The 12,668-nt window shown below is 52.6% G+C and carries 8 protein-coding genes; 6 read left to right on the forward strand and 2 right to left on the reverse strand.

Annotated elements, in window-relative coordinates:
* Nucleotides 1-33: 33 nt before the first annotated feature.
* The gene (locus tag EDM60_RS00400) at nt 34-2,220 is read left to right on the forward strand and encodes a heavy metal translocating P-type ATPase (protein ID WP_122962202.1); all 2,187 of its coding nucleotides are present in this window, start codon (nt 34-36) and stop codon (nt 2,218-2,220) included.
* Nucleotides 2,221-2,232: 12 nt separating this feature from the next.
* Here EDM60_RS00400 and EDM60_RS00405 read toward each other — a convergent pair whose 3' ends face one another.
* Nucleotides 2,233-2,598: an ArsR/SmtB family transcription factor gene (locus tag EDM60_RS00405; protein ID WP_122962203.1), complete on the reverse strand. Its 366-nt coding sequence runs from the start codon at nt 2,596-2,598 to the stop codon at nt 2,233-2,235.
* A gap of 217 nt (nt 2,599-2,815) precedes the next feature.
* Here EDM60_RS00405 and EDM60_RS00410 point away from each other — a divergent pair, with 217 nt between their 5' ends.
* From EDM60_RS00410 to EDM60_RS00425, 4 genes are all read left to right on the forward strand, one after another.
* Nucleotides 2,816-4,024, forward strand: a complete 1,209-nt coding sequence (locus EDM60_RS00410; RefSeq protein ID WP_122962204.1) for an FAD/NAD(P)-binding oxidoreductase — start codon at nt 2,816-2,818, stop codon at nt 4,022-4,024.
* A 49-nt stretch (nt 4,025-4,073) separates the two neighbouring features.
* The gene (locus EDM60_RS00415) at nt 4,074-5,486 is read left to right on the forward strand and encodes an MBL fold metallo-hydrolase (protein WP_122962205.1); all 1,413 of its coding nucleotides are present in this window, start codon (nt 4,074-4,076) and stop codon (nt 5,484-5,486) included.
* A 275-nt stretch (nt 5,487-5,761) separates the two neighbouring features.
* Nucleotides 5,762-6,061, forward strand: a complete 300-nt coding sequence (locus tag EDM60_RS00420) for a hypothetical protein (RefSeq protein WP_063229105.1) — start codon at nt 5,762-5,764, stop codon at nt 6,059-6,061.
* A 1,066-nt stretch (nt 6,062-7,127) separates the two neighbouring features.
* Nucleotides 7,128-9,359, forward strand: coding sequence for a heavy metal translocating P-type ATPase (locus tag EDM60_RS00425; protein ID WP_122962206.1), 2,232 nt, complete (start codon nt 7,128-7,130; stop codon nt 9,357-9,359).
* Between the two features lie 83 nt (nt 9,360-9,442).
* On the opposite strand, the gene EDM60_RS29360 is transcribed toward EDM60_RS00425, so the two are convergent.
* The gene (locus tag EDM60_RS29360; protein ID WP_122962207.1) at nt 9,443-11,446 is read right to left on the reverse strand and encodes an ABC transporter ATP-binding protein; all 2,004 of its coding nucleotides are present in this window, start codon (nt 11,444-11,446) and stop codon (nt 9,443-9,445) included.
* A gap of 288 nt (nt 11,447-11,734) precedes the next feature.
* Between EDM60_RS29360 and EDM60_RS00435 the strand changes: the two genes are divergently transcribed.
* Nucleotides 11,735-12,634, forward strand: coding sequence for a phosphotransferase family protein (locus EDM60_RS00435; protein WP_122962208.1), 900 nt, complete (start codon nt 11,735-11,737; stop codon nt 12,632-12,634).
* Nucleotides 12,635-12,668: the final 34 nt, after the last annotated feature.

Genomic DNA, 12,668 nt, shown 5'->3' on the forward strand with positions numbered 1-12,668 from the left:
AGGGCATGTACGGAAGCTGAAGGGGAGTTTTTCATGACCATCAACCAAACGTATCAGGTCACAGGGATGACTTGTGCAGCGTGCGCCAACCGGATTGAAAAGCGGCTGCGAAAAGTTCAGGGCGTCCAGGAAGTCCACGTCAATCTGACGACCAACAAGGCTCGGGTAGCCTTTGATCCTGCGCAAACCAACGATCAGGAGATCTTGACCAAGATTGAACAGCTCGGTTTTTCCGCGAGTTTGAAGCAAGCAGAGCTTCAGGAGGAAAAAAAGCTGCTGCTTCGGCGGTTTATTTTCTCGGCTATTTTGACGATCCCGCTTTTGTGGGCGATGGCGGCGCACTTTTCCGTCCTGTCATTCATCTGGGTGCCGAGCTTGTTTCTTCTGCCGCTGTTTCAGTTTGCACTGACGCTGCCGATCCAGCTGTTTATCGGGCAGTCGTTTTACATCGGGGCGTGGAACGCGTTGAAAAACCGTTCCGCCAATATGGACGTGCTGGTTGTGCTGAGCACCTCGACCGCCTTTTTGTACAGTCACTATTTGACGTTTACGACCATCGGGCAGGAGAGTCACGGTCTGACAGTCTATTACGAGTCTTGCGCCGTCATTTTTACGTTTCTGCTCCTGGGCAAATATTTGGAGGCGATGGCGAAAGACCGGACGAAAAATGCCATCGGACAGCTTCACCAGCTTCAACCGACGATGGCGCATGTCCTGCGCGGCGATGAGGTGCGGGCTGTTCCGGTAGCAGAGCTGGCAACGGGCGATATTTTCATCGTCAAGCCAGGCGAGCGGATTCCGACAGACGGAATCGTGCTGGAAGGGCACGCGAGCGTCGATCAGTCGATGTTTACCGGAGAGAGTCTGCCTGTGGAAAAATGGGGCGGCCATTCCGTAATCGGCGCCACGTTGAACCAGAGCGGCTGGCTCAAGGTAAAAGCGACACAAGTAGGCGAGGATACCGCGCTGACGCAAGTGATTCGCACCGTGGAGGAAGCGCAGCTGTCCAAAGCCCCGATCCAGAGAGTGGCGGATGAAATCACGGACGTGTTCGTGCCGATTATCATCGCGATTGCCGTGATCACTTTTGTTGCCTGGTACTACGTCTTTACCGCGCAAGATTTGGGCGGCGCGCTGGAAAAGGCGATCGCTGTCCTGATCATCGCTTGCCCGTGCGCACTCGGTCTGGCTACGCCCATGTCGATCCTGGTGGTGTCTGGACGGGCGGCACAGATGGGCATTTTGTTCAAGCAGGGAAAATTTTTGGAAGTGCTGCAAAAGGTCGATACGGTTGTGTTTGACAAAACGGGAACATTGACCCGAGGGGCTCATCAGGTCGTCGGGATTAATACACGGGGATGGAGCGAGGCGGCGTTTTTGCGTCTGGTGGCCGGGGCGGAGTTGACCTCTGAGCATCCGTTGGCGGCAACCATCGTGGCTCATGCCAAAAAACAAGGCTTGTCCATTCCGGCAGCTACGTCCTTCGCATCCCTTCCCGGCTATGGGATCGAGGCGACTGTGGAAGGCCATACGGTTGTAGTCGGATCTTCCAAGCTGCTGACTCGAAAAAACATGGACATCGCCCCTTTGCAAAGTCAGGTGGAGCTTCACGGGGCGGAAGGAAAAATGGTGCTGCTGGTCGGCATTGACGGGCGTTTGGCTGGATACGTGGTGCTGTCGGATCAATTAAAGCGAGACGCGAAAAAAGCAGTCGCCCAGCTGAGAAAAATGGGCAAGGAAATCATCATGATTACCGGAGACAATCCGCATACGGCGGCAAGCGTGGCAAGACAGGCCGGCATCGGGCAAGTGTACGCCGGGGTGCTGCCTGCGCAAAAAGCGGAGTTGATCTGGGAGCTGCAAGCAAAAGGGAAAAAAGTCGCCATGGTCGGCGACGGGATCAACGATGCGCCAGCCCTGTCCGCAGCCAGTGTCGGCATTGCCTTGGGCACCGGAGCCGACATTTCCAAAGACTCGGCAGATGTCATCATCATGCACGGAGAGGTACGCGGCGTTGTCCACGCCATCAGGCTAAGCCAAATGGCGATGAAAAATATTCGGCAAAACTTGTTTTGGGCGTTTTTTTACAATGCCATTGCCATCCCGGCGACGATGCTTGGCTTTTTGGCTCCGTGGCTTGCGGGCATCGCCATGGCGTTCAGTTCGCTGTCGGTAGTGCTGAACTCTTTGCGCATGCGCAACAGGCGCATGGAAAAATAAAAAACCGAGCCATCAGGTAGCTCGGACATTCGTTTTCTGTTCTTTTGCGTGCTCTACGCCCGCGAGGATCAAGTGGCGCACATGGTCATCGTCGAGCGAGTAAAAGACGAGCTTGCCTTCCTTGCGGTACTTGGCCAACCCCATATTGCGAAGAAGCCGCAAATGATGCGAGGTGTTGGCGATGGAACTGCCGATGATGGCTGCCACGTCGCAGACGCAAAGCTCGTCTTCCATGGACAGAATATGAATGATTTTCGCCCGGGTGTCGTCCGCCAGCGCTTTGAATATTTTCGCTACCCCTAATGATTCGCCAGCGTGCGGCTTCAAGCGACTGACCTTTTCTTCGTCGTAACATTGAATTTCACAGATGTCGTCCATCGTTATAATCACCTCTTGCCCACTACAATGTCCTACTATTATAGACATTCACATGAAAAGAGAAAAGATAGCGGCGCACTGATCAGGGGGCAGCCCCGTATTTTTGGATGAAAAAGTTTGGCAGCATCGTTTTTTGCTTGATCAAGCAACTTGGCTTGTCTCTTGCCATATGAATAGGCGAAGGGTTGTTTCTCATCCAATACAAGGAGGGGTGAGCGTGACGGAAGCAACGCAAAGGACACGTTACAAGCTAGTGATTGTAGGCGGAGGCAGTGCAGGCATATCGGTTGCGGCGCGTCTGCTGCGCCAATCACGCGCGTTAATCGGCCAGATCGCCATCATTGATCCTGCAAGCAAGCACTATTATCAGCCGTTGTGGACACTGGCAGGTGCGGGTGTCGTCAGCCGGGAGTCGACGGAGCGCGACGAAGCCTCCGTGATTCCCAAAGGAGCGGTCTGGGTACAGGATGCCGTCACCAAATTTTTGCCCCAAAACAATACCGTCATGACAACGTCGGGAACAGCTGTGCATTATGATTTTCTGGTTGTCGCCGCTGGCATCCAGATCGATTGGGGTAAGGTAAAGGGATTGAAGGAAAGCATCGGCAAGCATGGGGTGTGCAGCAATTACTCGTATGACTACGTCGAGAGCACGTGGGAGCAAATTCGCCATTTTCAGGGAGGCAACGCGCTGTTTACCAACCCGAACACTCCTGTGAAATGCGGCGGAGCACCGCAGAAAATCATGTACCTCGCTGACGATTCCTTTCGCAAAACAAAGGTGCGCTCCCGCTCGACCGTGCGTTTTGTCTCCGGCGCAGCGGCTATTTTCGGTGTGAAAAAATACGCGGAAGCCTTGCAAAAAGTCATTGAAAGAAAACAGATTGAGACGATCTTCAAGCATAATCTCGTAGAAATCGTCGCGGATAAAAAGCAAGCCATTTTCGAGAACCTGGACACAAAAGCGCAAGTAGCCATGCCGTACGAGATGATCCATGTCGTGCCGCCGATGAGTGCGCCGGATTTTATCAAGCACAGTCCGCTCGCTGCCGCTGACGGCTGGGTCGATGTCGATCCGTTCACCCTGCAGCATGCTCGCTTCCCCAACATCTTTGGCATAGGCGATTGCACCAACTTGCCTACCTCCAAAACAGGGGCGGCGATTCGCAAGCAAGCACCAGTCGTCATGCAAAACGTCTTGTCGCTCCTTGAAGGAAAACCGATGACCGAGCGATACGACGGCTATACATCGTGCCCGCTCGTCACTGGTTACGGCAAATTGATCCTGGCTGAATTTGATTACGAGCTGAATCCGCGCGAGACATTCCCTTTTGACCAATCCAAGGAACGGTTAAGCATGTATTGGCTGAAAAAAGAGCTGCTCCCGCGGATGTACTGGCACGGCATGCTTCCGGGAAAGTTGTAGGACTACGCGAGCGGATGGCTGCTTGATAAAAGACAGGAGGCTGATTTTCATGCTGCTTAAATATTTTTACGATGAAAAACTCGCCCAGGCATCTTATTTGGTAGGCTGCCAGGCAACAGGGGAAGCGATCGTGATTGATCCGGCGCGCCATATTGAGCCATATGTACAGGCAGCGAAAGCAAATGGACTGAAGATTGTCGCTGCGACGGAAACCCATATTCATGCCGATTTCCTCTCGGGAGTAAGGGAAATCGGGGAAAGATTGGGAGCGACGCTGTATTTGTCAGACGAAGGCGGGCCGGACTGGAAGTATCAGTATGCAGCCCAGTACGAGCACCGCTTGCTGCGCGACGGGGAAACATTCCGTATCGGTCATCTGACGTTCGAAGTTCTGCATACACCGGGGCATACGCCAGAGCATATTGCCCTGCTTTTGACAGACAGAGGCTGGCCGGACACGGAACCGATGGGCATTTTTACGGGCGATTTTGTGTTTGTCGGTGACATTGGGCGTCCCGATTTGCTGGAAAAGGCGGCTAACGTAAGCGGCTCGGCTGACGAGATGGCGAGAAAGATGTTTCACTCGTTACAGCGGTTTAAGCAGCTTCCTGACTATTTGCAAGTGTGGCCGGGGCATGGGGCAGGCAGTGCGTGCGGCAAAGCAATCGGGGCTGTGCAGTCTTCGACGGTTGGCTATGAAAAACGTACGAACTGGGCGTTGCAGCATGAGCGTGAAGAGGAGTTTGTGCAGCAATTGCTCCAGGGCCAGCCTGAGCCTCCTACATACTTTGCGATGATGAAACATCTGAACAAAGTCGGGCCACAACCGCTGCAAGCGATAGCGGCACCTGTGCAGGCGGAAGCTTCCATTGGCGTGCTGGAAGAATGGAAGCAGCAGGGAGTAGTCATAGACGTCCGTCCGGCAGAAGCGTTCGCCCAAAAGCATGTGCCGGGCACCATCAATCTGCCCTGCGACAAGTCGTTCCCTACGTGGGCCGGGTGGCTGCTCGATTACGAGCGCCCGATTTTTGTGCTGGCCGAGAGGCAGCTTGTTCCCGCCGTTTTGCACGATTTGCAGTCGATCGGGCTGGATCAGGTAAAGGGCACGATGGAGCTTGGCAGGGGAGAAAAGCTTGCTGTTGCTTTTGAGCAGTATCAGGAAGTCACGCCAGAAGCGGTGGAAGAGCAGGTTCCGGCAGGGGAGCTATACGTGATTGACGTTCGTTACGAAAAAGAGCTGGCAGAGGGGCAGATCCCGGGCGCGAAGCACATCATGCTCGGCTATTTGCCGCAGCGCATGCAGGACTTGCCGCGTGACAAGCCAATACTGGTGCAATGCAAGAGCGGCAGAAGGTCGGCGATCGGGGTGAGCTTGCTGAAAGCAAACGGTTTTTTACAAGTGCAAAATCTGAGCGGCGGCTTTGACGAATGGAGAAGGCGTGGGTTGCCGGTTACTCGGTGACAGAGGCTGAGTAGGGCGCTGCTACCGGGCAGATCGCTATGTCGCGGGAGTCTTGGTGGTGTCTCTCCCTTTTTTTGTGTATACTCTTTTTGCAAAGATGTTGTTATTGACATTGGCCGTAAAGGATTGGCAGAATAAGGGTAGTTCTCTATAGGGAACGTTTGTTGCCGTTGAATGCATGCCAAGATAGGCATGGTGATGATGCCTGTCAACTCACGGGCTTTTCGTAACGCAACACTCTTTACGAAAAGAGCATAAAACAGGGAGAGAGAACGATGAGTTTCCAACAAAAGTGTACCAAGTGTCATTCCAAAAAAGTCGACTATACGGAAGCGATCAACCGTCGGCTGTATGTTGTGATTTACGCAGCGGTGCTGATCGTCCTTGCCCTCATTGGCATATCGGTACAAGGCACGCCTGTTATTTTCTTGTTTCTCGGCTTGATGGGTGCGTTTATCCTGTTTGCGGTCAGGATGTATCTGGAAAGGAAAAAAGTAGTCAAATGCGTTTGTCTCGATTGCGGCGAACGTTGGCAAACAACTCCCGTCGCTGTCTCCCAAAAGCAGATGAAGTAGCGAAGAAAGGCTCTCCGCCATTGTGGGGAGCTTTTTTATTTAGTGTCTGGGGGCTAAGTACGGTTGTTGATCGCGGCTGTGGTGGAGGGAGGAAACAGGAGAAACCGCTGTAGGGACTTGGGCCTCTAGCGGGGAAGCGTGGACTGCCCGTCTCCGGCGAAAAAGGACAACCGCGTCAAAAGCAGCGAGATCGAAGAAGCGGACGCACGTTGCCGCTTAAAGGCGTGTTTTCCTTTTTCACCTCCGTCTCGGAAGGAGTCCCAAAGCCCTTTCGCTTGTTTCTCCTGTTTCCTCGGCCAACGTTTAACTTTAGTCGGATATTGCTTTTGGATGGTTGCTCAGGGGGAAATCCAGAGCAGAAATTAAACAAGTTTTTTCATGACCGGGTTGCATGAAGCGACCGTTTTCAAGAAGACTCTTGCTCATGTTTCTGTGTTTTTTTTGAAACCCCGATCACCACCGCTAAAGTACCGATGACGCAGACTACAAAGCGTCAGCTCAAACAAGCTTTTTGGCATTGGCATTTTCCTTTGAAACCCGCGCCGATCACAACCAGCCGCTGACGAGGAAAGAGACGAAATGCGAGAAAGCTCTTTGGGATACCGACCGAGGTTCCGAGGAAAAAGCGAAACACGGTTTTAAGCGTCAACGTGCGTCCGCTTCTCTGAGTCCTCTGCTTTTGACGCGGTTTCGCTTTTTCCCCGGAGCCGTGCAGTCTAAGCCCACAGAGGTATCCCAAGAAGCTACAGCGATTCGTCTCTTTCCTCGCTTCACCTGAAGTACCGATGACGTAATCTACAAAGCATTACCCCAAGCAAGCTTTTTCGATCAAGCAGCTCCCCAAGCAAGCCTTCAATCCACCACTCAGCATTTCCCCGCCACACCGAAGCCCTTCATCATCTCCCGTTCCTGAATTTGTCAAATAAATAGGCGAAAAACTCTAAATTGAATCTTGAACCAGGAACTGGTATCCGATAATATAATAATTAAATGTTTGTTTGAATGTTTGTTGGATATATTCAGATGAGTTGGGGAAAATAGATGCTTGGGAAATAGGTGAGAGCATATGGCAAATGAACAAAAACATGACGGGTGCTGCAGCGGGCACCATTGCAGCTCAGAACATACCCATGGCAAAAAAACGCTCACAGTGCTGGAGTCTGCGGCTGCCGTTGCCTCTGACGGTACGGCCGCTCTGTCCGGAAAGGCGATTGTCTACAGTGTGCACGGCATGGATTGCAGCTCGTGCGCCAAGTCGCTGGAAAGGCACATGCGGACACTTCCAGCGGTGAAGGATGTCAGTGTTAATTTTTCAACCGGAAAAATGCAGCTTGTCTCTGACGGTTTGCAGGATGACGCGGTGATCAGGGAAGTCGCCAAGGCGGGGTACAGCGCCCAGCGGCTGGAGCGCAGAACGTCTGGTGAGGCGGTCAAAAAAGATCAGGCGGGCACGCTGCTCACGACTCTTTCCGGAGTTTTTCTGGCGCTTGGCTTCGCAAGCTCCTTGACCAGCTTGGACGCATCGGTCAGCACGATTCTTTACGCACTCGCCATTATTAGCGGCGGCTATCGTCCGGCGCGCAGTGCTTTTTACGCGATCAAAAGCAAGTCGCTGGACATGAACGTACTGATGTCAGTTGCTGCGATTGGGGCTGCTCTGATCGGAGAGTGGCTGGAAGGGGCAACGGTTGTCTGGTTGTTCTCAATCGGCAATTTGCTGCAAACGAAGTCGATCGAAAAAACGCGCGACTCGATTCGCAATTTGATGGATCTCGCGCCGCCGGAAGCGTGGGTGAAAAAAGGCGAGACGCTGACCCGGATGTCCGTAGAAGAGATTGGCGTAGGCGATGTGATCGTGGTCAAGCCAGGAGAGAAAATTCCGCTCGACGGCGATATATTGGCGGGTCATTCCAGCGTGAACCAGGCTCCGATTACAGGGGAGTCCATTCCCGTCGACAAACAGGCTGGCGACGCCGTATTTGCAGGCAGCGTGAACGAAAGCGGCGCTTTGGAAATCAAAGTGACGAAGCTCGTCGCAGATACAGCGATTGCGCGGATCATCCATCTGGTAGAAGAGGCCCAGGAGAAAAAAGCTCCGACGCAGGCGTTTGTCGACAAGTTTGCCGCCATGTACACGCCGATTGTGCTGATTCTCGCCTTGCTCGTGATTGTGTTTCCTCCGCTGTTTGGCTTTGGCACATGGGGAGAATGGTTTTACAAGGCATTGGAGCTGCTTGTGGTTGCCTGCCCTTGCGCGTTGGTTATCTCGACGCCAGTTGCCATTGTTTCCGCGATCGGGAATGCCGCCAGAAATGGCGTGCTGATTAAAGGCGGGACTTTTTTGGAGAAGGCAGGAGCGATTGAAGCGATTGCTTTTGACAAAACAGGCACGCTGACAGAAGGCAAGCCGCGCGTGACTCAGGTGGTGGCAGTGGGAGAGGCGGAGGACGTCATCCTTGCCATTGCCCGGACGATGGAAGAGCGCTCCAACCACCCGATTGCCCAGGCGATTGTCGCTTACGCCAAGCAAAAGCAGATAGCGGCACGAGCGGGCGACGATTATCAGGCGCTGGTAGGAAAAGGCGTGCAGGCGACGGTAGATGGTGTGGTTTATTACGCAGGGAAGCCGGCGCTTTTCGAAGAGCTGGGGATTGACATGAGTCCTTGGAAGGAACAAATCGCTTCCTTGCAAGTCGAAGGCAACACGTTGATTGTGGTTGGCACGAAGCACGAGCTGCTCGGCATGATTGCCGTAGCAGATGCGATTCGCGAGATTACGGTTGGCGCGATCAGTCAAATAAAAGCAGCCGGAATCAGCGAAATCATCATGCTGACAGGCGACAATGCCGGGACAGCGAAAAAGGTAGCGGCCCAGACGGGAGTCGATCGCTATTTTGCCGAGCTGCTTCCGCAGGACAAGGTCGAAGCAGTGAAAAAGCTGCAACAAGAGGGCAAAGTCGTCGCCATGGTCGGCGACGGAATCAACGACGCGCCTGCGCTGGCAACCGCCGACTTGGGTATCGCCATGGGCGGGGCAGGCACGGATACCGCGATGGAAACGGCAGATATCGTGCTGATGGCCGACAATCTGGAGAAGCTGCCGCATACGGTGAGAATCAGTCGCAAAGCGCTTGTGATCATCAAGCAAAACATCTGGTTCTCCATCGTGGTGAAGCTGGTTGCACTCGTGCTGATTTTCCCGGGCTGGTTGACCTTGTGGCTGGCTGTACTGAGCGATACAGGCGCTGCTTTGATCGTGATTTTAAACAGCATGCGCTTGCTCAGAATGAAACCGTAATGCGCTGAACGGCAAAAAGAAAAGGGAGAGAGCCATCGAGGCTCATCTCCCTTTTTCGTTTGTTGGTGCAGGCTTGTCCTCGTTTAGACCAGGACGCCGCCGCCGTAACGCTCAAATTCTTTTTGCGTGCAAGCGACATAGTGGCCTGGCTCGATTTCCCGCAGCACTCTTTCTTCGGTCTGGTTCTGCAAGTATTCCTGATCGTCGAAAACAATCCGTTTGCGGTTGCGCTCGTAATCCGGGTCTGGCAGCGGGATGGCCGAAAGCAGAGACTTGGTATACGGGTGAATCGGGTTTTCGTACAAGCGGTTGCTCTCCGCCAGCTCAACGATTTTGCCGCGATACATCACGCCGATCCGGTCACTGATGTATTTCACCATCGACAGGTCATGGGCGATGAACAAATAGGTCAGGCCCTTTTCTTTTTGCAGACGTTTGAGCAGGTTGATAACCTGAGCCTGAATGGATACGTCCAGAGCAGAGATCGGCTCGTCCGCGATAATGAACTCGGGATCGACAGCCAAAGCGCGGGCAATTCCGATGCGTTGGCGTTGTCCACCGCTGAACTCATGCGGATAGCGGTTGGCGTGCTCGCGGTTCAGACCGACTGTTTCCAGCAGCTCGTGTACTTTCGCGATGCGCTGCTCTTTGGTAGCCAGTTTGTGAATATCCAGACCTTCTGCAATAATATCGGATACAGTCAGGCGAGGATTCAGAGACGAATACGGGTCCTGGAAAATCATCTGGATTTTGCGGTTCAGCCATTTCTTCTCTTCGCCTGTTTTTTTGCCGTGAACACTCTTGCCTTTGAACAGCACTTCGCCGTCTGTCGCATCGTACAGGCGGAGGATGGTGCGGCCAGTTGTGGACTTGCCACACCCGGATTCTCCTACCAGTCCGAAAATCTCGCCTTTGTAGATGTCAAAATTGATTCCGTCAACCGCTTTCAAAATATGGCCGCCGCCAAGATCGAAATGCTGTTTCAGGTCTTTGACCTCTACAAGCTTTTCGCGCTGGTCATACGATTTCGCTGCTTGCGGGCGTTGCGCTTCGACTTTCTTTTCGTCGCTGTCTGTTTTGCGTCTCACTGCGGATGCAGGAGGATCGATTTGCGGAGCCATCTCATGCAACAACCAGGTTGCAGCATAGTGCGTCTCCGAGATTTTGAACATCGGTGGCTCAAATTCCAGATCGACTTGCAGCGCATACGGGTTGCGTGCTGCGAACGCATCGCCGACAGGAGGCTTGAACATGTCTGGCGGGGAGCCAGGAATGGACATCAGCTCTTCGTCGCTCGTATCGAGGTTAGGCATGGAGCCAAGCAGCCCCCATGTATACGGATGCTTCGGATCGTAGAAAATCTCATCGACATTTCCGATCTCGACAATTTTTCCAGCGTACATAACCGCTACACGGTCAGCCATATTCGCTACGACACCGAGGTCGTGGGTAATGAAGATGATGGAAGTACCCATTTTTTTCTGGATATCTTTCAGCAGCTCCAAAATTTGCGCCTGAATGGACACGTCCAGCGCGGTTGTTGGCTCGTCCGCAATGATCAGCTTCGGATTGCAGGCCAGCGCGATCGCAATGACGATCCGTTGACGCATACCTCCAGAGAATTGGTGCGGATATTGATCGACACGCTCTTTGGCAAACGGAATGCCAACCAGCTCCAGCAGCTCGACAGCGCGTGTGCGAGCTTCAGCGCGGCTCAGCTTCTGGTGTTTGATGAAGCTCTCCATAATTTGGTTTCCGATCGTCATCGTCGGATTGAGCGACGTCATCGGATCTTGGAAAATCATCGAGATGTCGCGTCCGCGAACATCCTGCATTTCTTTTTCTGTCAAAGTAACCAAGTCTCTGCCTTCAAACAGGACTTGTCCTTTGGGAATACGGCCCGGAGGAGAAGGAATAAGGCGCATAAGTGCTTGAGACGTAACGGATTTACCGGAGCCGGACTCACCTACGATAGCCAGTGTTTCCCCTTTGTGCAGGTCGAAAGAAACCCCCCGCACTGCTTTTACCTCACCTGCATACGTGTCAAATGAAACGTGTAAGTCCTTTACTTCCAAAACTTTTTCCATAGAATCCTCCCTTTCCAACGTGATGATGTGATCAAACAACCCGCCATTTATGTGTAACAATCTCTCTAGTATGAATTTTTACGAAAATGAAAATCATTATCACCATTATACTATATTTGCTGAGTATTGTTAAAAAATTTTTTTCTATTCAGCACATACCTATCGGCAAAACCCCAAATGTTGCTAGGCAGGCTTCATTAGGGGCTTTTTTATCGTTGCCTTTCGTAAGCCAAGTCATACAATACATCAATTGAGTATGAATGCGGTCTGGAAAGGGGCGTATTTCGTGTGCAACTCGAGCCTTTGCGCAAGCTGCTGCAAGACCGATATCCGGAGCTGCGAAACGAAACATTTCGCGTGGACGATACAGGCTGGAGCAATTTTGTCGTCATCGTAGGAGAAAAGATGATTTTCCGCTTCCCCAAGACAGAGGAGGCGAAAGCGATCATCAGCCGGGAGATGCAAATTTTACCGCTGCTAGGGCCTATGGTGCCTGTGGCGATTCCCCAGTTTGTCTATTCCTCCACGCAGACAGACGACATCAAGTACGTCGGATACCCGATGATTTACGGGAAGCCGCTTTTTCGTGAAGAGATGAGCGGACTGTCTGACAAGGAACAAGAGCAAGTAGCCAAAGCGATTGGGGGATTTTTGAGCGGGCTGCATTCCTATCCGCTGGAAAAGTCGTTCGACAAGGCGATTGACCCGGCGTTGACCAAAGCTTTTTACGAAAATCTTCTGAAGCGAATTGAACGGAAGGCTTTTTCTTATATGCCTCTTGAGCTGCAACAGTGGACCAGGCAGACCTTTCAGGCGTTTGTGGCGAATCCGGACTACTTCGCGTTCAAGCCGGCGCTGTTGCACAACGATTTGAAGCCTGAGCACCTGCTCTACGACTTCGAGAAAAGGCGGCTGAACGGGATTATCGACTTCGGCGCAATGGGAGTAGGAGACCCCGCCTACGATTTTGTCGGGATTTACAGGGCGTACGGCGCAGCCTTTGCCCACAAAGTATTGAGCTATTACACCAGGGAGACTGACCCGGTGTTTTTTGACCGCATAACATCATTTTACGTCAAGACGATCAGCTTTTGGACACTATTTTACGGAATTGACTGCCAAAATCAAAAACTCATTCAGTATGCACTTGGAAAATTGCAGGCATTTGCCCGAGCCAAGGGAACCTGAGGGAACGGAAACAGGAAGGAAGGACGGCGAGGTG

The organism is Brevibacillus parabrevis (genome assembly GCF_003710905.1).
GTDB lineage: Bacteria > Bacillota > Bacilli > Brevibacillales > Brevibacillaceae > Brevibacillus > Brevibacillus parabrevis.

Excerpts from the sequence above, each read along its gene's own strand:
- EDM60_RS00400 (WP_122962202.1), top strand. The coding sequence starts at position 34 with ATGACCATCAACCAAACGTATCAGGTCACAGGGATGACTTGTGCAGCG.
- EDM60_RS00405 (WP_122962203.1), bottom strand. The coding sequence starts at position 2,598 with ATGGACGACATCTGTGAAATTCAATGTTACGACGAAGAAAAGGTCAGT.
- EDM60_RS00415 (WP_122962205.1), top strand. The coding sequence starts at position 4,074 with ATGCTGCTTAAATATTTTTACGATGAAAAACTCGCCCAGGCATCTTAT.
- EDM60_RS00420 (WP_063229105.1), top strand. The coding sequence starts at position 5,762 with ATGAGTTTCCAACAAAAGTGTACCAAGTGTCATTCCAAAAAAGTCGAC.
- EDM60_RS00425 (WP_122962206.1), top strand. The coding sequence starts at position 7,128 with ATGGCAAATGAACAAAAACATGACGGGTGCTGCAGCGGGCACCATTGC.
- EDM60_RS29360 (WP_122962207.1), bottom strand. The coding sequence starts at position 11,446 with ATGGAAAAAGTTTTGGAAGTAAAGGACTTACACGTTTCATTTGACACG.